The following is a 23,591-nucleotide window of genomic DNA, read 5'->3' as shown; positions in this document are numbered from 1 at the left end:
CCCCTTCCCTTGCCCCTTCTCCCCAACGCCGGAACGCCGCGCCCGGCGCGGCGAGTGCCCGGCCCTGAAACTCGGTCCCGCGCTGTCTATAGTTGTGGCAATCGCGCGATGCACGGCCCGCCGGGTGCGGCATCGGCGCCCTCACCGCCCCCATGACAAAGGAACGTGGCGCCATGAGCCACCTCGCCCCCCTGCCCGTGGCGCAGCTCTACCGGCGCTGCGACCCCGAGCTGTTTGCCTTCGACACCACCGCCGAGCTGGACGACCTGACCGACATCATCGGCCAGCTGCGCGCCGTCGGCGCCACCCGCTTCGGGCTGGGCATGCGCCACCACGGCTACAACGTCTACGTCATGGGCCCCAGCGGCAGCGGCAAGCGCACCATGGTGCGGCAGCTGCTGGCACAGCAGGCGGCCGGCACAGCGCCGCCGTGCGACTGGTGCTACGTCAACAATTTCGCCCAGCCGCACAAGCCGCGCGCCATCCGCCTGCCGGCCGGGCGGGGGGCGACGCTGCGCGACGACATGCAGCAGCTGGTGGACGAGCTGCGCGCCACCATCCCCGCCATCTTCGAGGGCGAGGAATACCGCCGCCGCCTCGACCAGATCAACGAGGAATTCACCCAGCAGCAGACCAAGGCGTTCGAGGAGGTCGGCGACGCCGCGATCCAGCACGGCATCGCCCTGCTGCGCACCCCCAACGGCTTCTCCTTCGCCCCCGCCAAGGACGGCGAGGTGATCAGCCCGGAGGAATTCGCCAAGCTGCCGCGCGAAGAGCAGGAACGCATCGAGCGCGACACCGACACCCTGCGCGTGCAGCTGGAAAAGGCCATCCGCCAGGTGCCGCGCTGGCGCCACGAACGCATCGAGCGGGTGCGCCAGCTGAACGAAGAGGCGGTGCTGTTCGCGGTGGGCCAGATGATCGACTCGCTGCGCGAGGACTACGCCGATTTCGAACCGGTGCGGCTCTACCTCGACGAGGTGCAACAAAACATCATCGCCAGCATCGACGACTTCCGCCAGCCGCACGACGGCGCGCCCTCCCAGTCCGGCTTGCAGGGCCTGGGCGACGGCGCCGACTTCAACCGCTTCCGCGTCAACCTGCTGGTCGATCATGGCGGCCGCGCGGAGCCGCCGGTGATCGACGAGGAGCACCCCACCTGGCAGAACCTGATCGGCCGCGTCGAGCACTTGTCGCAGATGGGCACGCTGATCACCAACTTCCTGCAGATCAAGCCCGGCGCGCTGCACCAGGCCAACGGCGGCTACCTGCTGCTGGACGCCATCAAGCTGCTGAGCCAGCCGTTCTCGTGGGAGGCGCTCAAGCGCGCGCTGGCCACGCGCGAGATCCGCATCGAGTCGCTGGGCCAGATGTACAGCCTGATCAGCACGGTGTCGCTGGAGCCGGAGCCGATCCCGCTCGAGGTCAAGGTGCTGCTGCTGGGCGACCGCATGCTGTACTACCTGCTGGCGGAATACGATCCGGAGTTCGGCGAGCTGTTCAAGGTGGCGGCCGATTTCGAGGACGAGGTGCCCCGCACCGGCGACAACGCCCTGCTGTACGCCCGCCTGATCGCCACCCTGACGCGGCGCGACGGGCTGCGACCCTTCGAGCGCGGCGCCGTGGCGCGCGTCATCGAATACGGCGCGCGCCGCGCCGAGGACGCCGAACGGCTCTCGCTGCACATGGAAAGCCTGGCCGGACTGGTGCGCGAGGCCGATTACTGGGCGCAGCAGGACGGCCTTGCCCGCGTCGGCGCCGAGCACGTCGAACGCGCCATCGCGGCGCAGATCCACCGCGCCGACCGCCTCAAGGAACGCGTACACGAGGCCATCCTGCGCGACATCCTGCGCATCGACAGCAGCGGCGAGCAGATCGGCCAGATCAACGGCCTGTCGGTGTTCGAGCTGGGCCAGTTCGCCTTCGGCCAACCTTCGCGCATCACCGCCACCACGCGCCTGGGCGACGGCGAAGTGGTCGACATCCAGCGCGAGGCCAAGTTGGGCGGGGCGATCCACTCCAAGGGCGTGCTGATCCTGTCCTCGCTCCTGGCGACGCGCTACGCCGCCGAGCAGCCGCTGTCGCTGTCGGCGAGCCTGGTGTTCGAACAGACCTACGGCATGGTCGAGGGCGACAGCGCCTCGCTGGCGGAATTGTGCGCCCTGCTCTCCTCGCTCTCCGGCCTGCCGCTGCGCCAGGCGCTGGCGGTGACGGGTTCGGTCGACCAGTTCGGCCGGGTGCAGGCGATCGGCGCCGTCAACGAAAAGATCGAGGGCTTCTTCGACATCTGCCGCCAGCGCGGCCTGAACGGCGAGCACGGCGTGCTCATCCCCGCCGCCAACGTGCTGCACCTGATGCTGCGCCGCGACGTGATCGAGGCCGCGGCGGCCGGGCTGTTCCACGTCTACGCGGTGGACACCGTAGACCAGGCCATCGCCTTGCTCACCGGCGTGGAGGCCGGCGCCGCGGACGCGAGCGGCCTCTTCCCGACGGGCAGCGTCAACCGCCGCGTGGCGGACCGCCTGCACGGCCTGGCCGACATCGCCCGCGCCTACAGCCAGCCGGACAAGGGCGACCAGGCCGGCAGCGCGCCGCCCCCCGCCCCCAAAGCAAGGCACGGCCATGGACAAGCCTAGCCCCGGCAAGGTACTGCTGGCGCTCGACGTCTCGCCACGCAGCCGCGCCGCGCTGGAACTGGCGGCGGCGCTGGCCGCCGCGCGCGATGTCGAACTGGCGGGATTGTTCATCGAGGACATCAACCTGCTGCACCTGGCCGCGCTGCCCTTCACGCGCGAGATCGGCCAGTTTTCCCGCGCCGCGCCGCTCGCCGCGCCACAGCTGGAGCACGCCCTGCGCTGCGAGGCGGAGCAGGCGCGCCGCCTGCTCGCCGACGCCGCCACCCGGCGGCAGCTGCGCTGGTCGTTCCAGCTGGCGCGCGGGCAGATCGCCACCGAGCTGTTCGCACGCGCCGACGAGCCCGATCTGGTGGTGCTGGGCAAGAGCGCGCGCATGGGTACCATGCCGCTGTGGACGCTGCTGTGCGAGGCACCGCCGCCGCCACCGCGCCGCGCCGCCCGGCCGCGGCTGCTGGTGCTGTTCGACGGCTCGCCGGGCGCCGCACGCGCCCTGGGGCTGGCCCGGGACCTGGCGCAAAGCCAGGACGGCGAGCTGCGCGTGCTGATCCCGGCCGACAACGAAGCCGACTTCATCCGCCACGCCAACGCCGCCATGGCGCTGGCGCCGGCCAGCGCCGGCAGCTGCCGCCAGCTGCTCCCCGGCGACAGCCGCGCCCTGGCCGCCGCGGTGCGCGAGGAAAACGCCACCAGCCTGGTGCTCGACGGCAGCCGCTCGCTGCGCAGCGGCACGGGCTTCGCCGCCCTGCTCAACGACATCGACTGCCCGGTGATCCTGGTCAGCTGAGGCGACGTGCCGTCCACCCCCTCGCCAAACCTCGCCACAGCTTCTAACATCGCAGCATGACCGTAGCCAGCCCGCGAGGCTTTAACTCCCCATGAAACTGTTTCTGGCCGAAGACGACGCCGTCCTGGCGGACGCCCTGCTCACCCGCCTCACCCAGCTCGGCTTCGACACCACGCACGCCGCCGACGGCCTCGACGCGCAGCAGCGCCTGCTCGCCGAGGACTTCGACGCCGTGGTGCTCGACATCGGGCTGCCCGGGCAGGACGGCCTGGCCGTGCTGCGCAACGTGCGCGTGCACAAGCCGGCGCTGCCGATCCTGCTCTTGACCGCGCTCGACAGCATGGAAGACCGCGTCGCCGGGCTCGACGCTGGCGCCGACGACTACTTGGTCAAGCCGTTCGACTTCCCCGAGCTGGAAGCGCGCCTGCGCGCCCTGCTGCGCCGCCAGCGCGTCGCCGACAGCCCGCGCGACGAGCCGCGCTTCGGCCGCCTGCGCTTGGACCGCATCGGTCAACGCGCCTGGGCCGACAACGTGGCGCTGGAGCTGTCGGCGCGCGAGCTGCAGCTGCTCGACATCCTGATGAGCCACGCCGAGCGCGTCGTCACCAAGGAACAGATCGCCGCCGAGCTGTCCGGCACCGGGGAAGAAGTGGGCGCCAACGCGGTCGAAGTCTACGTGCACCGCCTGCGCAAGAAGCTCGACGGCAGCGGCGTCGGCGTGCGCGCGGTGCGCGGCCTGGGCTATCTGCTGGCCAGCACCGACGCGCCCCGCTAAAGGTTGGCCGAAGCCCGATTTCAAGGAGCCCCGATGTCCCCTCCCCGCCAGTTGTCGCTGCGCCGCCAGCTGCTGCTGTGGCTGCTGCTGCCGCAGCTGGTGCTGTGGCTCGCCGCCGCCTACCTCGCGTACGCCATGGCGCTGGGCTACAGCAACGAGGTGATCGACCGCAGCCTGGCCAAGTCCTCGCGCGCGCTGGCGCGGCAGGTCAAGCCGTTCGGCAACGGCTTCTACGTCGACTTCCCGCAGGCGGCGCGCGAAATCCTCGAGGAAGACCCCAACGACCGCGTCTACTACATGGTCAGTTCGCCACCGGAGGCCTTCCTGCTGGGCGACCCGGCGATGCCGCGCCCGCCCGCCGGGCTGCCGGTGCGGGCCGGCGCCAGCTACTTCTACAACGCCGCCATGGCGAAACAGGGCAACCAGCTCGGGGTGCGCGTGGCGGCGCTCTATCTCAACGCCGGCACCCCGGACCAGCCGCAGCTGATGCTGGTGCAGGTGGCCAAGAGCCGCGCGCTGAGCGCCGAGCTGGCGCACAAGATCCTGTTCGACATGGGGCTGCCGCTGTTGGGCCTGATGCTGCTCACCAGCGTGCTGGTCTGGGCCGGCATCAGCCGCGGCCTGTCGCCGCTCAGGAACCTGCGCCGCAGCGTGGAACACCGCTCGGCGCGCGACCTGGCGCCGATCGAGGCGGAAAACGCCCCGTCCGAGGTGCGCGCCCTGGCCACCGCCATCAACACCCTGCTGGCCGAGGTGCACGGCCAGGTGGCGCAGCAGCGCCGCTTCATCGCCGATGCCGCGCACCAGCTGCGCACCCCGCTGGCCGGGCTCAAGTCGCAAAGCGAGCTGGCGCAGGGCGAACTGCGTCAGGCGCAGCCCGACGTGGCGCGCGCCTGCCGCCAGCTGGAGCAGGTGCACACCAGCGTCGAGCGCTCCATCCGCCTGGTCAACCAGCTGCTGGCGCTGGCGCGCGCCGAGCCCGAGGCCGGGCTGCAGCTGGCGCCGCTCGACCTGGCGCAGCTGGTGCGCGAGGTGAGCGCCGAGGCGGTGCCGCGCGCGCTGGCGCGCGACATCGACCTCGGGGTGGAGGGCGGCGACGCGCCGCTGACCATCGCCGGCCACGCCGGCCTGCTGCGCGAACTCGTGGCCAACCTGCTCGACAACGCCATCCAGTACACCCCGATGGGCGGCGAAGTCACCGTGGCGCTGCAGCCCGCGCCGGGCGAGGTGTGGCTGCGCGTCAGCGACAACGGCCCGGGCATCCCGCCCGCGGAACGCGAGCGCGTGTTCGAGCGTTTCTACCGCGGCAGCGCCGAGGGCAAGGGCAAGGGCTGCGGTCTCGGGCTCGCCATCGTGCAGGAGATCGCGCGGCGCCACCGCACCACGGTCACGCTGTCCGAGCACCCGCCGCATGGCCTCACCGTGTCGTTGCGCTTTGCCCTTAGCGAGCCGCTCGGCACCGCCCGTTGACCCCCCTTTCCGCCCGTCCGGCACCGGGTGGGCGGCACGGCGATCGCCCGTGGCCGGGCCGCGGACAGCACTGCTCTGGCCGGTCGTCGTGTAGTTGGTACACTACGGCGCACCCCTCGTGCTGCATCGCATCATCCGTATCCCCCAGCATCGGCCGGCTTCGCCGTTTATTCATGCTGCATCGCACCCAAAGCCGTTCAAGTTCTTACGCCATCCAGACGCAAAACTTACGCAAAACTTACAGCAAGTCGCTATAGTTTTCGCAAGCCGTCACGGCAGGCCGCCCCACACGCCACGCGACGGACCGACAACAATACCGAGGAGATAGAGCATGAAACTGAAGCGCCTGAGCGCGGCCCTGCTGGCCGCCAGCCTGCTGCCCGCCACCGTGATGGCCGGCAACGTCGAAGTCCTGCACTGGTGGACCTCCGGCGGCGAAGCCAAGTCGGCTCTCGAACTGAAGAAGATGATGACCGCCAAGGGACACACCTGGCGCGACTTCGCCGTGGCCGGCGGCGGCGGCGACAACGCCATGACCGCGCTGAAGACGCGCGTGGTGTCGGGCAACCCGCCCACCGCGGCCCAGATCAAGGGCCCGGCGATCCAGGAATGGGGCGCCGAAGGCGTGCTCGCCAACATCGACCCGGTGGCCAAGGCCGGCAACTGGGACAAACTGCTGCCGCCGGTAGTGAGCCAGGTGATGAAGTACAAGGGCCAGTACGTCGCCGCCCCGGTCAACGTGCACCGCGTCAACTGGCTGTGGGTCAACCCGGAAGCGTTCAAGAAGGCCGGCGCCACCGTGCCCAAGACCTGGCCGGAATTCTTCGCCGCCGCCGACAAGCTGCAGAAGGCCGGCATCCAGCCGATCGCCCACGGCGGCCAGCCGTGGCAGGACGCCACCCTGTTCGAATCCGTCGCGCTCGGCGTCGGCGGCGCCGGTTACTACAAGAAGGCCTTCGTCCAGCTCGACCAGGCCACGCTGGCCGGCCCGACCACGGTCAAGGTGTTCGAGACCCTGCAGCGCGTGAAGGGCTACATCGACAAGGGTGCGGCCGGCCGCGACTGGAACCTGGCCACCAACATGGTCATCACCGGCAAGGCCGGCATGCAGTTCATGGGCGACTGGGCCAAGGGCGAGTTCACCGCCGCCAGCAAGCAGCCGGGCAAGGACTACCTGTGCGTCGACGCCCCGGGCACCGCCGGCATGTTCACCTTCAACATCGACAGCCTGGCGATGTTCCAGCAGAAGGACCCGGCCTCGGTCAAGGCGCAGGCCGACCTCGCCGCCACGGTGATGAGCCCGGCGTTCCAGGAAACCTTCAACCTCAACAAGGGCTCGATCCCGGCGCGTCTCGACACGCCGATGGACAAGTTCGACGACTGCGCCAAGAAATCCAAGGCCGACCTGACCACCGCCTCCAAGAGCGGCGCGCTGGTGCCGAGCTTCGCGCACAAGATGGCGATGCCGTCGGCCACCGAAGGGGCCATGGTGGACGTCATCTCGCAGTTCATGAACTCCAGCATGACGCCCAAGGCTGCCGCCGAACGACTGGCCAAGGCCGGCAAGGTCAAGTAAGAGCTGCATCAGGCGGCTGCGCCTTTGCATCTTGAGCGCCGGCGCTGCTCGGAATCCTCATGGACTCCATGTCCATTCCGGTTCCTGTGCGGCGGCGGCACTCAACCTGCTATGGCGCGCCCGCCTGCTGAAAGCCTCTCAGCCGATGACGGAAGCGGGGAGCCCCTCCCCGCCGTGTTCCCCGCTCTCGCTACGCTAAGGAATTCCCATGTCCCATTCTTCGTCTCCGGCCGGAGTCCGTGCCCTGGCCGACGCCGCGCCCGCGGCCGCCAGTCGTCAGCGCCTGGCCGACCGCTGGCTGCCCCGGCTGGTGCTGAGCCCGACGATCATCATGAGTCTGGTGTTCGTCTACGGCTTCATCGCCTGGACCGCCTGGCTCTCCTTCACCGAATCCCGTCTGTTGCCGCGCTACGACTGGGCCGGCCTGACCCAGTACCTGGCGCTGTTCGACAACGAACGCTGGTGGACCGCCGTCGCCAACCTCGGCGTGTTCGGCGGCCTGTTCATCCTGTGCACGCTGGTGGTGGGCCTGCTGCTGGCGGTGCTGCTCGACCAGAAAATCCGTGCCGAAGGCGCGCTGCGCGCCATCTACCTCTACCCGATGGCACTGTCCTTCATCGTCACCGGCACCGCCTGGAAGTGGATGCTCAACCCCGACATGGGGCTGCAGAAGGTGCTCAACGACTGGGGCTTCGCCAACTTCACCTTCGACTGGCTGGTCGACCCGGACCGCGCCATCTACACCGTGGTGATCGCCGGGGTGTGGCAGTCGTCCGGCTTCGTCATGGCGCTGTTCCTCGCCGGCCTGCGCGGCGTGGACGACTCCATCATCAAGGCGGCGCAGGTGGACGGCGCAAGCCTCCCCACCATCTACCGCCGCATCGTGATCCCGTCGCTGCGCCCGGTGTTCTTCAGCGTGCTGCTGATCCTGTCGCACATCGCCATCAAGAGCTTCGACCTGGTGATGGCACTCACCGGCGGCGGCCCGGGCACCTCGTCCGACGTGCCCGCCATCTTCATGTACCAGTTCGCCTTCACGCGCGGCCAGCTCGGCCTCGGCGCGGCCTCGGCGATGATGATGCTGATGACCATCGTGGCGGTGCTGGTGCCGCTGATGTACCTGGAAACGAGGAGTGCGAAACGTGGCTAACAAGCTCTCAATCGGCCGGCTGCTGGTCTACGCCGCGCTGGCGCTGGTGGCGCTCTACTACCTGCTGCCGCTCTACGTGATGCTCACCACCTCGTTCAAGACGCTGGACGACATCCGTCAGGGCAACCTCTTGTCGCTGCCGCACGCCTGGGACGGCGGCGCCTGGGCCAAGGCCTGGGCCTCCGCCTGCACCGGCATCGAATGCGGCGGCATGAAGGGCTTCTTCTGGAACTCGGTGAAGATGACCGTGCCGGCGGTGCTGATCTCGACCATGATCGGCGCGGTCAACGGCTACGTGGTCTCGATGTGGCGGTTCAAGGGCTCCGACGCGCTGTTCACGCTGTTGCTGGTGGGCTGCTTCATCCCGTTCCAGGTGGTGCTGCTGCCGATGGCGCAGCTGTTGGGCTGGCTCGGGCTCGCCAACACCACCGCCGGCCTGGTGCTGGTGCACGTGATCTACGGCACCGCCTTCACCACGCTGTTCTTCCGCAACTTCTACGTCACCGTGCCGGACGAGCTGGTGAAAGCGGGTCGCATCGACGGCGCCGGCTTCTGGACCATCTTCTTCCGCATTCTGCTGCCGGTGTCCGGGCCGATCTTCGTGGTGTGCATCATCTGGCAGTTCACCCAGATCTGGAACGACTTCCTGTTCGGCGTGGTGTTCGCCGCCGGCGAATCGCAGCCCATCACGGTGGCGCTGAACAATCTGGTGAATACATCCACCGGGGTGAAGGAATACAACGTCGACATGGCCTCCGCCATCATCGCCGCCCTGCCCACCCTGTTCGTTTACATGGTCGCCGGCCGCTACTTCGTGCGCGGACTGACGGCCGGCGCCGTGAAAGGTTAAGACAATGGCCTCGCTCTCCATCGACAACGTTTGCAAGACCTACAACAACGGCACCGACGTGCTCAAGGGCATCGACATCGCCATCGACGACGGCCAGTTCCTGATCCTGGTCGGCCCCTCCGGCTGCGGCAAGTCCACCCTGCTCAACATGATCGCCGGGCTGGACGACATCAGCTCGGGCGACATCCGCATCGGTGCGCGCCGCGTCAACGACCTCTCGCCCAAGGACCGCGACATCGCCATGGTGTTCCAGAGCTACGCGCTCTACCCCTCGATGAGCGTGCGCCAGAACATCTCGTTCGGACTGGAGATCCGCAAGCAGCCCAAGGCCGAGATCGACGCCACGGTGAACCGCGTGGCCGAGATGCTGCAGATCACCCACCTGCTCGACCGCAAGCCCTCGCAGCTCTCCGGCGGCCAGCGCCAGCGCGTGGCGATGGGCCGGGCGCTGGCGCGCAACCCGTCGATCTTCCTGTTCGACGAGCCGCTCTCCAACCTCGACGCCAAGCTGCGCGTCGAGATGCGCACCGAGATCAAGCTGATGCACCAGCGACTGAAGTCGACCATCGTCTACGTCACCCATGACCAGATCGAGGCGATGACGCTGGGCGACCGCATCGCGGTGATGAAGGACGGCATCGTGCAGCAGTTCGGCAGCCCGCAGGAGATCTACGACAACCCGGCCAACCTGTTCGTCGCCGGCTTCATCGGCTCGCCGTCGATGAACTTCATCCCGGCCACCGTGGTGGAAGCGCCCGGCGGACTCGGCGTCAAGGTGTGCGACGACCACGGCTGCGTGGTGCTGCCGCTGCCGCACGACAAGGCCAAGCTCTCGGCCTGGATCGGCAGGGAGGTGATCTTCGGCATCCGCCCGGAACAGATCACCGACGCCCGCACCGCGCACCGCGAGGGGCTGCCGCAGATGGATTGCCACGTCAAGGTGATCGAGCCCACCGGCCCGGACACGCTGATCTTCGTCACGCTCAACGACACCAAGGTATGCTGCCGCGCCCACCCCACCGAGGCCAAGCGCCCGGGCGACGCCATGCAACTGGTGTTCGACGTCTCCAAGGCGGTGCTGTTCGACCCGAAAACCGAGGTGCGCATCGCATGAGCGCGGCCGTCGGCACCACAACGTTGGCCGAATACGGCCCGCAGCTGTCGGCGCTGGCGGTCGGAGCGTGGCGGCTCGACGCCTGGGACTTCGACGACGCCGCGCTGGCGGCGTGGATCGAGCACGCCATCGCGCAGGGCCTCACCACCTTCGACCACGCCGACCTCTACGGCGGCTTCACCTGCGAGGCACTGTTCGGGCGCTGGCTCAAGGCCAACCCGGCGCGGCGCGGCGAGATCCAGCTGGTGAGTAAGTGCGGCATCAAGCCCGAGAACCAATCACGCGGCTGGACGGTGAAGCACTACGACACCGGCAGGGAGCACATCCTGGCCTCGGTCGAGCAGTCGCTGCAAAACCTCGGCACCGACTACCTCGACCTGCTGCTGCTCCACCGCCCCGACCCGCTGCTGGACCCGGACGAGGTGGCGGAGGCCTTCGCCACGCTGAAGGCCGCCGGCAAGGTGCGCCACTTTGGCGTCTCCAACTTCAGCCCGAGCCAGTTCGCACTGTTGGCCAGCCGCACGCCGCTCGTCACCAACCAGGTCGAGGCCTCGCTGCTGCACCTGGCGCCGCTGTTCGACGGCAGCTTCGACCAGTGCCTGGAGCGCCGCGTGCGGCCGATGATCTGGTCGCCGCTGGCCGGCGGCCGGCTGTTCGACGCTGCGGCCAACCCCGTGCTGCAGCGGACGCTCACCACCCTGGCCGAACAGCTCGGCGTCACGCCCGCCACGCTGGCGCTGGCCTGGCTGCTGCGCCACCCGGCGCGGCCGCTGCCCATCGTCGGCTCGCGCCGGCTGTCCTCGCTCGACGACGCCGCGCGCGCCGCCGCGTTGCCGCTCGAACGCCAGCACTGGTTCGCGCTGCTCGAAGCGGCGCAGGGCCACGCCATACCCTGACCCCGCTGTTTTGCTCCACCCGGGACGATCGACTCGATCGTCCCGTTTTTTTTGCCCGGTGGTCCACCCGCTGCTGCGGCAGCGGCGCCACAGCCCATACGTCCCCGCTGGACGCCGCCATGCCGGACGCTTAGTATCGATCCACCTCCTGTGTCGGGAGGACGTCGCTCGGACGGTTCCGGGCGCTTACGTTCAAGGAAAAATCATGTCTGCATCGGGCAAGCGCCGCTTTGCGCGCATCGACCGCCTCCCCCCCTACGTCTTCAACATCACCGCCGAACGCAAGATGGCCGCCCGCCGCCGTGGCGAGGACATCATCGACATGAGCATGGGCAACCCCGACGGCGCCACCCCGCCGCACATCGTCGCCAAGCTGGTCGAAGCCGCGCAGCGCCCCGACACCCACGGCTACTCCGCCTCCAAGGGCATCCCGCGCCTGCGTCGGGCCATCTCGCACTGGTACCAGGAGCGCTACCAGGTCGACATCGACCCGGACAGCGAGGCCATCGTCACCATCGGCTCCAAGGAAGGCCTGGCGCACCTGATGCTGGCCACGCTCGACCGTGGCGACACCGTGCTGGTGCCCGACCCCAGCTACCCGATCCACATCTACGGCGCGGTGATCGCCGGCGCCGACATCCGCTCGGTGCCGCTGATCCCCGGCGTCGACTTCTTCGCCGAGCTGGAACGCACCATCCGCGGCAGTTACCCCAAGCCCAAGATGATCGTGATCGGCTTCCCCTCCAACCCCACCGCGCAGTGCGTCGAGCTCGACTTCTTCGAGCGCGTCATCGCGCTGGCGAAGAAGCACGACATCTTCGTGGTGCACGACCTGGCCTACGCCGACATCGTGTTCGACGGCTGGAAGGCGCCGTCGATCATGCAGGTGCCGGGCGCCAAGGACATCGCGGTGGAGTTCTTCACGCTGTCGAAGAGCTACAACATGGCGGGCTGGCGCATCGGCTTCATGGTCGGTAACCCGGACCTGGTAGCGGCCTTGGCGCGCATCAAGAGCTACCACGACTACGGCACCTTCACCCCGCTGCAGATCGCCGCCATCGCCGCGCTGGAAGGCGACCAGCAGTGCGTCAAGGACATCGCCGCCACCTACCAGAAGCGCCGCGACGTGCTCTACAAGGGCCTGTGCGAGGCTGGCTGGGAGGTCGACCTGCCCAAGGCCTCGATGTACATCTGGGCGCGCATCCCCGAGCCCTACCGCGCGCTGGGATCGCTGGAGTTTTCCAAGCAACTGCTCGACAAGGCCAAGGTGTCGGTGTCGCCGGGCGTCGGCTTCGGCGATTACGGCGACGACTACGTGCGCTTTGCGCTGATCGAGAACGAGGCGCGCATCCGCCAGGCGGTGCGCGGTATCAAAACCATGTTCCGCGCCGACGGCCTGATCCCGCAAAAGGGTCATTGAGCCCGGCGGCCGGCGCGGCGCCACCCTGCCGCGTCGGCTATTCCTGCCTGGGCGGCGCCAGCGCCCGTGTCGCCTCCTCCAGAAAGCGCTGCGACAGCGCCGGATCGCTCACCGCGCGCGACAGCAGCAGCGCCCCCACCATCAGCGCCAGCGCCACGCAAGGCGTCGGCGTCCTTCCCTCGTCCGGCGGCGCACACTGCTCCAGCAAGGCTAGTTGCGCCTCGATGCCCGCGGTGAAGGCCTGCCTCGACGGCTGGTCGCGCCGCGCCATCTCGCCCCCCAGGGCCGCCGCCACGCAGCCGTCGTCGGGCCGGTCGCGGTGCGCCTGGCTCAGGTAATGCTGCACCAGCGCCGCCAGGCGCTGCTCCGCCGGCACCGCGTCCAGCACCTCAGCCAGCCGTTGCTGCAGCTCGTCGAAGCCGTGCCGGCAGGCTTCGGCGACCAGCGCCTCCTTGTCGCGGAAGTGGCTGTAGAAGCCGCCATGGGTCAGACCGAGGTCAGCCATCAGGTTGGCGATGCCGACCGCGTCCATGCCCTCGGAGCGGAAGCGGTAGGACGCCGTACGGATGATTCGCTGCCGCACGGCGGCCTTGTGGAGGGGGGAATAACGCATCGCCGTCCTTTCAAATGCCCCTTAGCATGATGGCCATCATGCTAAAAAGCTTGCGCTATATCAAACAGATATCGCAAGCGCTCACGGCATGCCTCGCACTGGACTACACGCCGCCGCCACGCCAGCACGAGGGACCGCTGCCGCCGCTGTGTTTTTTCCGCCACACCCCGGGCACCGTAGAAACCGCAGAGCCGCACTTTCTTCGCTGCCGAGTCTCGCTTTCTGTCCGCAACCCCAATATGCTCGGCGGATTATGACAACATGGTTGCCCCCGCCGCCACGGAGGAGCAACCGGGATAAGCGCATGCTCGCTTCGCCGCACACATCCAGACAGAAGGTCCGCTACGCCCTGGTACTGCTGTCCCTCGGACTGCTGTATGGCGCCTGCGGCTGGCTGATCGACCACTTCTTCACGCCCGACAATCCCTTTCCGTTCACCGTGTGGCTCCCCGCCGGCCTCGCCGTGGCCGCCGTGATCCGCTGGGGCCACCGCGTCTGGCCCGCCCTGCTGCTGGGGGCGCTGGCACTACAGACCCTGATCCTCGGCACCCCGCTGCCCGGCGCGCTGCTTGCCGCACTGGGCGCCGCCGTGGGGCCGCTGCTGGGCGGCATGCAGATCCGCCGTCACTGCTCGGGCCGCCTGCCGTTCTACCGCTTGGGCGACGTGTTCCGCTTCCTCTGGGCCGGCGTCGGCCTGTCCGCGCTGGTCTCCGCCAGCGGCAGCCTGCTGGCGCAGGCCTGGTGGCACTACCCCGGCACCAGCGCCGCCTTGCAGCAGCTGTGCGCCGGCTGGCTCGCCGACGCCGCCGGCACATTGTTCTTCGCCCCGCCGCTGTTGTTCCTGCGACGGCGCGGTGATATCGACCCGCTGCCGGCGCGCGCCTCGCCGCTGGAGCTGGCGTCGGGCAGCGCTGCCACCCTGCTGGCGGCGGCCCTGCTGTTCCTCGGCCTGAACGACCCCCACGGCCTCTACACCGCGCTGCCCTACCTGCTGATCATCCCGCTGATGTGGACCGCGGCACGGATCTCGCTGCGCTCGGCGCACTGGCTGGCGTTCGGCATCCTGCTGCTGGCGCTGGCCGGCGCGGCCAGCGGCCGTGGCGTGTTTTTCGGAGACACCCCCGGCCTCGCCTTGCTCAACGCCGGCATGATGGTGCTGAGCCAGTCGGTGACGCTGCTGATCATGGGCGCGCTGATCGCCGAGCGCGGCAGCGCCGAAGAGCGCCTGCGGCGCGCCAACCACGGCCTGGAGGAGAAAGTCGCGGAGCGCACCGCCCAGCTCGCGGAGAGCGAGGCGCGCCAGAAGCAGCTGGTCGACGCCGCACCGTTCCCGCTGGTGCTGAGCCGGCTCTCCGACGGCGTCATCACCTACGCCAACGAGCGCGCCGAGCGCATGTTCAAGGGGCGCCTGCACAGCACGCAGGGCCTCACCGTGGACGACTTCTACGTCAGCACCCAGACCCGTGACGAGGTCGCCGCGCTGATGCGCGACAAGGGTCAGTTGCGCGATCACGAGGTACGCCTGCAGGACACCGGCGGCCGGGTATTCTGGGCGCTGATTTCCTGCACCCTGGTGCGCTCCGCCGGCACGCTGCACGTCATCACCGGCATCAACGACATCAGCGAGCGCAAGCGCCTGGAGCACAGCCTGAAGACCGCCAACGAGGCGCTGCGCCAGCACCTCAACGAGATCGAGTCGCTGCAGTCGGGGCTCAAGGAACAGCTGGTGCGTGACCCGCTCACCGGGGTGTTCAACCGGCGTTACCTCGACGATGCCCTGCCGCGCGTGCTGGCGCACACCCTGGCGCTGGGCAAGCCGGTGGCGCTCCTGATGCTCGACGCCGACCACTTCAAGCGCATCAACGACACCTACGGCCACAAGGCCGGCGACTGCGTGCTGAGCACGCTGGGCGCGCGCCTGCGCGACAGCCTGCGCAGCAACGACATGGTGTGCCGCTACGGCGGCGAGGAGTTCCTGATCGTGCTGCCCGGCATGAGCCTGGAGCACGCCATCGCCAAGGCCGAGCAGTTGCGCAAGGTGGTGCAGCAATGGCCGATCGAGGCGCTCGACCACACCCTCAACGTCACCGTCTCGATCGGCGTGGCCTGCAGCCCGCTGCACGCCGAGGACGCCGAAAGCCTGGTGCACGCCGCCGACACCGCGCTCTACGTCGCCAAGAGCAGCGGCCGCGACCGCCTCTGCGTGGCCGAGCCGCCGGCAGGGGTGACCCCCCACCCCGCCAGCCTGTCGAGCTGAGCCGGCACCCTGCCGCCGTGCTACCATCGCGGCCATGGAACTTTACCGACTGATGCAACAACAAGGCTTCGGCAGCCGCAAGGAGTGCCGCAAGCTGGTAGAGCACGGCCTGGTCGAACTCGATGGCGCGGTGGTGGACGATTACCGCCTCGAGATCGATCCCGCGGCCATCGACGAACTGGTGATCGACGGCGAGCCGTGGGAAATCCTGATGCTGCCGCTCTACATCCTGCTCCACAAGCCGGCCGGCTACGAAACCTCGCACAAGCCGATGCACAACCCGAGCGTGTTCACGCTGCTGCCATGGCAGTTCTCGCAGCTCGGCATCGCCGCCGTGGGCCGGCTCGACGTCGACACCACCGGACTCTTGCTGCTGACCACCGACGGCCAGTTCGTCCACGCCCTGACCTCGCCCAAGAAGCACGTGCCGAAATGCTACGAGGTCACGCTCAAGCACCCGGTGAGCGAGGCGCTGGTCAAGCATCTCAAGGCCGGCGTGTTTCTGAAAGACGACAACGAGAAGGTGGTGGCGGACCAGGTCGAGGTGGTGGACGAGATCACCATCCGGATGACCATCACCCAGGGCAAGTACCACCAGGTCAAACGCATGATCGCCGCCGCCGGCAACCGCGTGCAGGAACTGCACCGCGTCGCGCTGGGCACGCTGCAATTGGGCGAACTGGACGAAGGCGAGTGGCGCCACCTCGATGCTGCCGAGCTGGCGGAGCTGGGTTTCACCCGCTGAGAACCTGTTTCCGATCTTGCGGCGCATCCCTGATCGGGGCTCATGGGCACCGCGTGCCAATCTATCACTGAGCCAATCGAAGATTGGCACGTAGTGATTGGCTCAGCGAGCAGGAATCCTCCGGTACTCCGGTACATTCCGGTTCCTGTGCGGCTCTTCACCCCGCGGAGGGCGGCTCGCGACAGATTGTGAACTGGCTCTGAGGCAGCACATGCCAGAGATGAAAAAAGGTCGCCGAGGCGACCTTTTTTGCTTCTGGACAGCGCTTAACAGCCCTGCTGCAACGCCAACTCCAGACTTTGCTGGTAATGCCGCTCGGCCAGCTCGGGCTTGTCGATGGCGGTGAACAGGCGCGACAGCTCGGCGTGCGCGCACAGCGTCGGCTCGATCGAGGCGCTGGCCTCCAGATAGCTCTGCGCCTTGCCCCACAACTGCTGCGCCAGGGCGAGACGGCCCAGCGCCAGCAGCAACAGGTGGTCGCGCGGTCGCAGCTTGAGCCAGCTCTCGGCGTCCTTCAAGAGCCCCAGGCGCTTCTCGGCGGTGAGGTGCTCGGCCAGTTGGCCCAGCTCGCGCGCGAGTTCCGGAGTAGCCTGATCGTCGTTGCCCAGGGCGCTGGCGATCAGCGTGGCGGCGTAATCCGCCTCGCCCAGCACGATCAGGCGCTCCACGATACGGCTGACCAGCGTCGGATTGTTGCGCTCCACTTCCGGCACGCGACGCAGCCAGTCGCGGATCTCCTGCCCCTGGACAAAACCGTCCAGCTGCTGGGTGTAGGCCGCCAGGCGGTAGCGCCGTGCACGATCGGGTTCCAGTGCCTCGGCCTTGAGCAGCCTCTCGGTCAGCGCCAGCACCGCTTCCGGCTGCTTCTGCAGCAGGCGCACCTTGAGTTCCAGCTTGAGGGCATTGGTCAGGTTAGGCGAGATGGCGCGCGCGCGCTCGATGGCGGATAGCGCGCCCAGCGTATCCTTGGCTTCCAGCTTGAGCTCGGCGTCGAGCATGTGGCGCGCCAGCTGCAGCCGCTCCGGCAGGGCGTCGAGCTGCGACAGGTAGCCGTCGCGCTTGTCCAGGTCCTGCATCGCGGCCGCCGAGCGTGCCGCCATCAACAGGGCCAGCGCCTTGTTTTCCGGTGCCGACTCGTCGGCCAGCGCCCGCACCGCCTCACGTTCGGCGCGCTGGAAACGCCCCTCGAAGAAGGCGATGCCGGCCTCGCGCAGAGCGTGGCGCGCCGCCTTCAGCTTCTTCTGGCGCTGGAATCGGCGCACTTCCTCGGGCAGGCCGGTGGCCAGGCCGATCAGGCGCAACACCAGGTGCGCCACCACGATCAGCAGGATCACCGCCACGATCAGCAGGTTGAACGACACCTCGAGCCGGTACGGCGGCAGGAACAGGATGGCGTAGCCGGTATTCAGCGTGGAGGCGAGCCCCACCAGCACGGCGAGCGCGAACAGGCCGGTAATCCACAGCACGAATTTCACGGCGTACCCCCTGCGCTGCCCTGCGCCTCGCGCACCACCTTGAGGCTGGCGGAGAGGTCCGGCAGCGCCACGTCCAGCGGCGCGCCCTTGAGTTCGGCGAGCAGCGACAGCCACGACTTGGTGACCGCGGCATCGCCGTCGTAATAGCGCTCGACGTAGCTCTTGGCGGCTTCGACATCGGAATTGAAGGTCTGGCCGTCACGCTGGGTCAGCGCCAGGCGGGCGTCCAGCAGGCGCAGCTTGAGGTTCTCGCGCAGGAAGAACGACTGTTCCGGCGACAGCAGCAGCGCCTCCGGCTTGTCCATGCGGCGGATGCGCACCAGCTCGCCCAGGCTGCCGGTGATGTCGGCCAGCAGGCGCTCCCAGAACGGCGCGTCGGCGGCCGGCCGGGCCGGCTGGATCAGGCCGTCCTTGGCGCTGCCGAGGCGATGGTGCCCCACCACCAGGGGCAGGGTGTCGGCGCCCAGCAGCAGGCGGTCGATTTTCACCGTCAGGCCGACGGTGTCGAGATACGGCAACGCCTTGAGTTTTTCCAGGTCGGTGGCCACGGCCTTCTTCACCGTGATCAGCTGCGGCTGGTCGAAGCGCGCCAGGCGGGCGTCGACCATTTCCAGCGCCTGCAGCGCCGCCGGCACGTTGCCGGCCAGCTGCAGCTGCTGGCTGGCGATGGCGAGCGTGTGCTCGACCTCGGACAAGAGCCAGTCGGAGCGGTTCTTGGTCAGCTCCTGGTACATGCCGTTGAGCGTGGCGTACTGGCCGGCGGACTCGTTGACGCGCGCCTCGAGCAGGGCCAGCTTGCCGTCGCTGGCGCGCACGGTGGCCAGGGCCTGATCGACCAGCACGCGGGTTTCCTTGGCGCTGCCGCCGGACTCGGCCAGACGGCGTGCCAGTTCCTGGCGCGTGGCGGCCAGCTCCTGCTGGGTGGAGTAAAGCTGCCAGCCGGACAGGCCCAGCGCCGCCAGCGCCACCAGCAGCGCCAGCGGGAAGGACTTCTTCACGGCCGGTTTGCCGATCTCGGCAGTCTGGATTTCGTTCATGGGTGACGGGTGAACCATTCGCTGAGGCCGGCGACCAGTGCGGCGTCGTCGGCCTGGGTTGTCACGATGCGTGTCACGCCGTGCGCCGCCAGCGTGGCGGCAATGCGCGGATGCGGAACGCAGTACAGCAGGCATTGTAACGTCAGGCTTCGGGAGCGGCCAGCCAGACGGAATAATCGTTCGGCGGTATCGCTGGAGGTCAGCACCAGGGCGTCCACCGGCTGCTCCAGCAAGGACCAGTCGGGCTCCCCGTCGACGCGGCGGTAAACCTCGGCCAGGGTGAGACGGGCACCCCGCGCGGCGAGGGTCTCCCCCAGTTCCGCCCGGCCGCCGACGCCACGCACAATGAGCACGCGTTGCCCGGCCAGGCGCTGCAGTTCCGGCAGCGCCAACAGCGCGGCGCTGTCGCTGCCGTCGCGCGGATGCAGCACGGCGCGGCCGGACAGTGCCGCCAGCTTGGCGGCACTGGCGGCGCCGACGCAGGCGAGCCGGGCCTTGAGCTTGCGCCGCGCCAGCACCGGCCAGGCGGCGTCGATGGCGCTGGGGCTGACGAAGATCAGCCAGTCGGCCGCCTCGGCCAGGGTGGGCAGCGCCGCCAGCGCGCGCTCGTCGGGCACGATGTCGAGCACCGGCAGCGGCAACGGCTCGGCGCCGGCGTCAGAGAGCAGCGCCATCAGGCGCGCGCTCTGCGCCGGCGGCCGGGTGACGAGGATGCGCCGCCCGGCCAGGCTCACCGGCCCTGGCCTTCGTCGATGACGGCCTGGATCAGCGGCGCGGCGCCGGCGTCGAGCAGCTTCTGCGCCACGGCGCGGCCGAGCGCGTCGGCGTACTCGCGCGGCGCGGAGGCCGAGGCGGTGAGCATCACCGAGCCGTCCGGATGCGCCACGAAGCCGCCCAGCGTGATGACGTCGTCGGTCAGCGTGGCGAAACCGCCCAGCGGGATCTGGCAGCTGCCGCCCAGCACGCGCGACAGCGCACGCTCGGCGCTGACGCAGGCGTGGGTGTCGGCGTGGTCGAGCGGCGCCAGCAGTTGCATCAGGTCGGTGCGGTCGGCGCGGATCTCGATGCCCAGCGCGCCCTGGCCGACCGCCGGCAGGCTTTCCGACGGCGCCAGCTCGCAGCGGATGCGCTCGCTCAGTTCCAGCCGCTTGAGGCCGGCCGCGGCGAGGATGATGGCGTCGAACTCGCCGTCGTCCAGCTTGCGCAGTCGGGTCTGCACGTTGCCGCGCAGCGGCTTGATGGTGAGGCGCGGGAAGCGCGCGCGCAGCTGCGACTCGCGGCGCAGGCTGGAGGTGCCAACCACGGCGCCGTCCGGCAGCTCGGACAGGCTCTGGTAGCGGTTGGACACGAAGGCGTCGCGCGGGTCCTCGCGCTCGCAGATGGCGGCCAGCGCGAAGCCTTCCGGCAGGTTCATCGGCACGTCCTTGATGGAGTGCACCGCGAGGTCGGCGCGGCCTTCCTGCAGGGCCAGCTCCAGCTCCTTGACGAACAGGCCCTTGCCGCCGATTTTCGACAGCGTCTTGTCGAGAATCTGGTCGCCCTGCGTGGTCATGCCGAGGATCTCGACGGCGAGCTGCGGATAGAGTTGCTCGAGCCGGGCCTTGATGTGCTCGGCCTGCCACATGGCGAGCTTGCTCTCGCGGCTGGCGATGACGATTTTGTCCATGGACGCGGTCCTGTAGAGGGAAACGATTGCCAATGATTCTAGCACGGCCGCCCGGCCGCCAACCCTAGCCCAAAAGGGTGAGCCGGCCACGCGGGCGACGCGGGAGTAGCAGGAGGGCGGGGGACATGGCACTATTCTTGACATAATTAGAGTGACGCCACACGACCGTCGGGGCGACGGCGCCCGGACAGCAAGCCGCAAGCGACAAAAATAACTTCACACTTCACACTACAGACGGAGTAAACGAATGACGGACCAGGACAAGGACCTCCCCCTACGAGCGAGCATCGCGCGGCTGGAGCGCTTGCTCGGCGAGGTCTTGCTCGAACAGGAAGGCGAGCAGGTATACGAAGAGGTGCGCGCCATTCCGGCCGACGCGCTGACTGGCGGCGAGCGTAGCCGCTCGGTGCTGGAGCGCCTGTCGCCCGGCGCCACCACCGCGCTGGTACGCGCTTGCGGCCTGTATTCCCAGCTCTTCAACATCGCCGAGGACCTGCACCACACGCGCCGCCGCCGCGCCCACCAGATCGCCGGCTCGGCGCCGCAACAAGGCAGCCTGGCCGGCGCCCTGGCGCGCCTCAAGCAGGACGGCGTCGGCTTCGGCCAACTGGCGGCGACCCTGGCCGACGCCTCGGTGGTGGCGGTGCTGACCGCGCACCCCACCGAAGTGCAGCGCCAGAGCGTGCTCGACGGCCACCGCGCGGTGCGCAAGTTCCTCTCCCAGCTCAACTCGCCGGAGCTGACCCCGGAAGAAGAAAGCGAGCTGGAAGCCAAGCTCAAGCGCGTCATGCTGACGCTGTGGCAGACCTCGGAGATCCGTCCGTTCAAGCTGTCGATCCGCGACGAAATCGAAAACGGCGTGGCCTACCATCCGCTGACCTTCTTCAGCGCCATGCCCAAGCTGTACGAGCGCCTCGGCCGTCTCATCGCCGATCACTGGGAGCAACAGGTCGAACTGCCCTCCTTCCTGCGCGTCGGCAGCTGGATCGGCGGCGACCGCGACGGCAACCCCAACGTCGACGCCGGCGTGATGCGCCACGCCATCACGCGCCAGGCCGAGGAAGCGTTCCGCCACTACTTCTACGAGCTGGCCGGGCTGTATCGCGAGCTGTCGCTGTCCGAGCGCCACGTCAGCGTCAGCGCCGCGGTGCAAGCACTGTCGGCCGCCTCGCCGGACCTGGCCGAGAGCCGCCGCGAGGAACCGTACCGCCGCGCGCTCGCCACCATCGAAGGCCGGCTCTCGGCCAGTGCGGCGCGCCTGGGCGTCGAGGCGCGCGGGCGCTGGACGCTGGGCGAGCCCTACGCCGACTGCGCCGCGCTGGTGGCCGACCTGCAGGCGCTGGTCGATTCGCTCAGGGAACACGGCAGCGGCCTGTTGGCCGAAGGCCGCCTGGGCCGCCTGCTGCGCAGCCTCGACGTGTTCGGCTTCTTCCTGATGCCGCTCGACATGCGCCAGCACGCCGCCATCCACGAGGCGGTGGTGGGTGAACTGTTCACGCGCGCCGGGCTGGAAGAGTACGTGGCGCTCGACGAGGCGGCGCGGGTGCGCGTGCTGCTGCGCGAGCTGGCCACGCCGCGCCTGCTCTACTCGCCCTACCTGACCTACAGCGCCGAGGCCGAGAAGGAACTGGCGATCTTCCGCGAGGCGGCGCGCATCCAGCGTGAATTCGGCGTGGATGCCATCGCCCAGAGCATCATCTCCAACTGCGCCACGGTGAGCGACATCCTGGCGCTGGCGCTGCTGTTGAAGGAAGCCGGGCTGATCCGCCTCGACAACGGCATCCCGCAGGCCAGCATCAACCTGGTGCCGCTGTTCGAGACCATCGCCGACCTGCAGAACGCCACCTTGGTGATGGACGCGCTGTTCGCGCTGCCGTGGTACCAGCAGCTCTTGAAGAGCCGCGGCATGATCCAGGAGGTGATGCTGGGCTACTCCGACAGCAACAAGGACGGCGGCTACCTCACCAGCCAGTGGGAGCTCTACCTGGCCGAGCAGCGCCTGGTGCAGAGCTTTGCCGCCGCCGGCGTCAAGCTCAAGCTGTTCCACGGCCGCGGCGGTTCGGTCGGGCGCGGCGGCGGCCCGTCCTACGAGGCCATCATGGCGCAGCCGGCCGGCAGCGTGGCCGGGCGCATCCGCATCACCGAACAGGGTGAGGTGATCGCCTCCAAGTACTCCGACCCGGACATCGGCGCGCGCAACCTCGAGGCGCTGGTGGCCGCCACGCTGGAGGCCAGCCTGTCGCCGCACGCCTGCCACGCGGTGGACGAGGAGGTGTTCAACGAACTCTCCGGCCACGCCTTCACCGCCTACCGCGAACTGGTCGAGACCCCGGGCTTCATGCAGTACTTCCTCGAGGCCACGCCGATCAGCGCCATCGCCAAGCTCAACATCGGCAGCCGCCCGGCCTCGCGCAAGAGCCTGAACTCGATCCGCGACCTGCGCGCGATCCCGTGGGTGTTCTCCTGGGCGCAGTCGCGCGTGATGCTCCCGGGCTGGTACGGCTTCGGCTCGGCGGTGTCGGCCTACCTCGGCCGCCACGGCGACGAAGGGCTGGCGCGCCTGCAGCAGGCCTATGCCTCCTCGCCGTTCTTCCAGGTGGTGTTGTCCAACATGGAGCAGGTGATGGCCAAGGGCGACCTCAACATCGCCAAGGGCTTCGCCGACCTGGTGTCGGACCGCCGTCTGGCCGACAACCTGTTCGGCCGCATCAGCGAGGAGTGGCACAAGACCCAGCAGGCGTTCTTCGCCATCAGCGGCCAGCAGAAGCTGCTGGAAAAGAACCCGACGCTGGGGCGCAGCCTGGATATCCGCCTGCCTTACCTCGACGCGCTCAACCTGCTGCAGACCGAGCTGTTGCGCCGCCTGCGCGAGCAGCCCGAGGACGCCGAGGCGCTGTATGCCATCCACCTCACCATCAACGGCATCTCGGCCGGGCTGAGGAACAGCGGCTGAGCTCTTCGGCCAACCTGCACACACGACGGCAGCCCGCGGGCTGCCGTTTTTTCTTGCCGGCACGTCGTGATCGACGACCGGGGCACGGACTCCTCGACGCAATACGCCAAGGCCACACGCCGCGCCGCCGCCGACGCCTCCGCCCGAATGGCCACGGTGCGCCAGCCCGCCGGC

The 23,591-nt window shown here is 68.9% G+C and carries 19 protein-coding genes; 14 read left to right on the top strand and 5 right to left on the bottom strand.

All coding sequences use genetic code 11. The features are described from left to right. Nucleotides 1-173 precede the first annotated feature (173 nt). The 10 genes from AC3WG5_RS14970 (at nt 174) to alaC (ending at nt 12,671) form a co-directional block, all read left to right on the top strand. A complete protein-coding gene (locus tag AC3WG5_RS14970) occupies nt 174-2,636 on the top strand; it encodes a Lon protease family protein (RefSeq protein ID WP_492569309.1) in 2,463 nt (820 codons plus the stop codon). After that, nucleotides 2,623-3,420, top strand: a complete 798-nt coding sequence (locus tag AC3WG5_RS14965; protein ID WP_492569307.1) for an adenine nucleotide alpha hydrolase family protein — start codon at nt 2,623-2,625, stop codon at nt 3,418-3,420. Before AC3WG5_RS14970 ends, AC3WG5_RS14965 begins: the two co-directional genes overlap by 14 nt. A gap of 91 nt (nt 3,421-3,511) precedes the next feature. After that, the gene (locus AC3WG5_RS14960; protein WP_492569305.1) at nt 3,512-4,195 is read left to right on the top strand and encodes a response regulator transcription factor; all 684 of its coding nucleotides are present in this window, start codon (nt 3,512-3,514) and stop codon (nt 4,193-4,195) included. A 33-nt stretch (nt 4,196-4,228) separates the two neighbouring features. Beyond that, on the top strand, nt 4,229-5,665 hold the full coding sequence (locus AC3WG5_RS14955; RefSeq protein WP_492569303.1) for a sensor histidine kinase: 1,437 nt from the start codon (nt 4,229-4,231) through the stop codon (nt 5,663-5,665). Between the two features lie 331 nt (nt 5,666-5,996). Beyond that, nucleotides 5,997-7,241, top strand: coding sequence for an ABC transporter substrate-binding protein (locus tag AC3WG5_RS14950; RefSeq protein WP_008954638.1), 1,245 nt, complete (start codon nt 5,997-5,999; stop codon nt 7,239-7,241). Nucleotides 7,242-7,449: 208 nt separating this feature from the next. Then, entirely contained in the window at nt 7,450-8,391 is a 942-nt protein-coding gene (locus AC3WG5_RS14945) for a carbohydrate ABC transporter permease (protein WP_008954637.1), read from the top strand. Continuing rightward, nucleotides 8,384-9,241 carry a carbohydrate ABC transporter permease gene (locus AC3WG5_RS14940; protein WP_492569302.1) on the top strand — a complete coding sequence of 286 codons (858 nt, stop codon included), beginning with the start codon at nt 8,384-8,386 and terminating at the stop codon, nt 9,239-9,241. Before AC3WG5_RS14945 ends, AC3WG5_RS14940 begins: the two co-directional genes overlap by 8 nt. A 4-nt stretch (nt 9,242-9,245) precedes the next feature. Next, on the top strand, nt 9,246-10,355 hold the full coding sequence (locus AC3WG5_RS14935) for an ABC transporter ATP-binding protein (RefSeq protein ID WP_492569300.1): 1,110 nt from the start codon (nt 9,246-9,248) through the stop codon (nt 10,353-10,355). Further along, nucleotides 10,352-11,251 (top strand): aldo/keto reductase, encoded by a 900-nt coding sequence (locus AC3WG5_RS14930; RefSeq protein WP_492569299.1) that lies wholly within the window; start codon nt 10,352-10,354, stop codon nt 11,249-11,251. Before AC3WG5_RS14935 ends, AC3WG5_RS14930 begins: the two co-directional genes overlap by 4 nt. Before the next feature lie 205 nt (nt 11,252-11,456). Beyond that, the gene (gene alaC / locus AC3WG5_RS14925) at nt 11,457-12,671 is read left to right on the top strand and encodes an alanine transaminase (protein WP_492569297.1); all 1,215 of its coding nucleotides are present in this window, start codon (nt 11,457-11,459) and stop codon (nt 12,669-12,671) included. A 37-nt stretch (nt 12,672-12,708) separates the two neighbouring features. Here alaC and AC3WG5_RS14920 read toward each other — a convergent pair whose 3' ends face one another. After that, a complete protein-coding gene (locus AC3WG5_RS14920) occupies nt 12,709-13,284 on the bottom strand; it encodes a TetR/AcrR family transcriptional regulator (protein WP_492569295.1) in 576 nt (191 codons plus the stop codon). A gap of 26 nt (nt 13,285-13,310) precedes the next feature. Here AC3WG5_RS14920 and AC3WG5_RS14915 point away from each other — a divergent pair, with 26 nt between their 5' ends. From AC3WG5_RS14915 to AC3WG5_RS14905, 3 genes are read left to right on the top strand one after another with little or no spacing between them, the layout of a single operon-like run. Beyond that, nucleotides 13,311-13,541: a hypothetical protein gene (locus AC3WG5_RS14915; protein WP_482583567.1), complete on the top strand. Its 231-nt coding sequence runs from the start codon at nt 13,311-13,313 to the stop codon at nt 13,539-13,541. A gap of 47 nt (nt 13,542-13,588) precedes the next feature. Beyond that, nucleotides 13,589-15,541, top strand: a complete 1,953-nt coding sequence (locus AC3WG5_RS14910) for a sensor domain-containing diguanylate cyclase (protein ID WP_492569293.1) — start codon at nt 13,589-13,591, stop codon at nt 15,539-15,541. A gap of 34 nt (nt 15,542-15,575) precedes the next feature. After that, nucleotides 15,576-16,286, top strand: a complete 711-nt coding sequence (locus AC3WG5_RS14905; RefSeq protein WP_008954630.1) for a pseudouridine synthase — start codon at nt 15,576-15,578, stop codon at nt 16,284-16,286. A 266-nt stretch (nt 16,287-16,552) separates the two neighbouring features. Here AC3WG5_RS14905 and AC3WG5_RS14900 read toward each other — a convergent pair whose 3' ends face one another. Genes AC3WG5_RS14900 through hemC form a run of 4 tightly spaced genes read right to left on the bottom strand, consistent with a single transcriptional unit; the run spans nt 16,553 to nt 20,464 of the window. Beyond that, nucleotides 16,553-17,761, bottom strand: a complete 1,209-nt coding sequence (locus tag AC3WG5_RS14900; RefSeq protein WP_492569290.1) for a heme biosynthesis HemY N-terminal domain-containing protein — start codon at nt 17,759-17,761, stop codon at nt 16,553-16,555. Further along, on the bottom strand, nt 17,758-18,798 hold the full coding sequence (locus tag AC3WG5_RS14895) for a uroporphyrinogen-III C-methyltransferase (RefSeq protein ID WP_008954628.1): 1,041 nt from the start codon (nt 18,796-18,798) through the stop codon (nt 17,758-17,760). The genes AC3WG5_RS14900 and AC3WG5_RS14895 overlap by 4 nt, the downstream gene beginning before the upstream one ends. After that, the gene (locus AC3WG5_RS14890; protein ID WP_492569288.1) at nt 18,795-19,532 is read right to left on the bottom strand and encodes a uroporphyrinogen-III synthase; all 738 of its coding nucleotides are present in this window, start codon (nt 19,530-19,532) and stop codon (nt 18,795-18,797) included. The genes AC3WG5_RS14895 and AC3WG5_RS14890 overlap by 4 nt, the downstream gene beginning before the upstream one ends. Beyond that, nucleotides 19,529-20,464: a hydroxymethylbilane synthase gene (gene hemC, locus AC3WG5_RS14885; RefSeq protein WP_492569286.1), complete on the bottom strand. Its 936-nt coding sequence runs from the start codon at nt 20,462-20,464 to the stop codon at nt 19,529-19,531. Before hemC ends, AC3WG5_RS14890 begins: the two co-directional genes overlap by 4 nt. Before the next feature lie 247 nt (nt 20,465-20,711). On the opposite strand from hemC, the gene ppc reads away from it, so the two are divergent. Next, complete coding sequence (ppc, locus tag AC3WG5_RS14880) at nt 20,712-23,417, top strand: phosphoenolpyruvate carboxylase (RefSeq protein WP_492569284.1); 2,706 nt, start codon at nt 20,712-20,714, stop codon at nt 23,415-23,417. The last annotated feature ends 174 nt before the right edge of the window (nt 23,418-23,591 follow it).

The organism is Pseudogulbenkiania sp. FW507-F1 (assembly GCF_058781125.1).
The sequence above is the reverse complement of the archived record's forward strand: the minus strand, read 5'-3'. Positions and strand labels throughout refer to the sequence as shown.

What these genes read in the sequence shown, in the direction of transcription:
- AC3WG5_RS14970 (WP_492569309.1), top strand. Translation starts at nt 174, where the DNA reads ATGAGCCACCTCGCCCCCCTGCCCGTGGCGCAGCTCTACCGGCGCTGC.
- AC3WG5_RS14965 (WP_492569307.1), top strand. Translation starts at nt 2,623, where the DNA reads ATGGACAAGCCTAGCCCCGGCAAGGTACTGCTGGCGCTCGACGTCTCG.
- AC3WG5_RS14960 (WP_492569305.1), top strand. Translation starts at nt 3,512, where the DNA reads ATGAAACTGTTTCTGGCCGAAGACGACGCCGTCCTGGCGGACGCCCTG.
- AC3WG5_RS14955 (WP_492569303.1), top strand. Translation starts at nt 4,229, where the DNA reads ATGTCCCCTCCCCGCCAGTTGTCGCTGCGCCGCCAGCTGCTGCTGTGG.
- AC3WG5_RS14950 (WP_008954638.1), top strand. Translation starts at nt 5,997, where the DNA reads ATGAAACTGAAGCGCCTGAGCGCGGCCCTGCTGGCCGCCAGCCTGCTG.
- AC3WG5_RS14945 (WP_008954637.1), top strand. Translation starts at nt 7,450, where the DNA reads ATGTCCCATTCTTCGTCTCCGGCCGGAGTCCGTGCCCTGGCCGACGCC.
- AC3WG5_RS14935 (WP_492569300.1), top strand. Translation starts at nt 9,246, where the DNA reads ATGGCCTCGCTCTCCATCGACAACGTTTGCAAGACCTACAACAACGGC.
- AC3WG5_RS14930 (WP_492569299.1), top strand. Translation starts at nt 10,352, where the DNA reads ATGAGCGCGGCCGTCGGCACCACAACGTTGGCCGAATACGGCCCGCAG.
- alaC (WP_492569297.1), top strand. Translation starts at nt 11,457, where the DNA reads ATGTCTGCATCGGGCAAGCGCCGCTTTGCGCGCATCGACCGCCTCCCC.
- AC3WG5_RS14920 (WP_492569295.1), bottom strand. Translation starts at nt 13,284, where the DNA reads ATGCGTTATTCCCCCCTCCACAAGGCCGCCGTGCGGCAGCGAATCATC.
- AC3WG5_RS14915 (WP_482583567.1), top strand. Translation starts at nt 13,311, where the DNA reads ATGATGGCCATCATGCTAAAAAGCTTGCGCTATATCAAACAGATATCG.
- AC3WG5_RS14910 (WP_492569293.1), top strand. Translation starts at nt 13,589, where the DNA reads ATGCTCGCTTCGCCGCACACATCCAGACAGAAGGTCCGCTACGCCCTG.
- AC3WG5_RS14905 (WP_008954630.1), top strand. Translation starts at nt 15,576, where the DNA reads ATGGAACTTTACCGACTGATGCAACAACAAGGCTTCGGCAGCCGCAAG.
- AC3WG5_RS14895 (WP_008954628.1), bottom strand. Translation starts at nt 18,798, where the DNA reads ATGAACGAAATCCAGACTGCCGAGATCGGCAAACCGGCCGTGAAGAAG.
- hemC (WP_492569286.1), bottom strand. Translation starts at nt 20,464, where the DNA reads ATGGACAAAATCGTCATCGCCAGCCGCGAGAGCAAGCTCGCCATGTGG.
- ppc (WP_492569284.1), top strand. Translation starts at nt 20,712, where the DNA reads ATGACGGACCAGGACAAGGACCTCCCCCTACGAGCGAGCATCGCGCGG.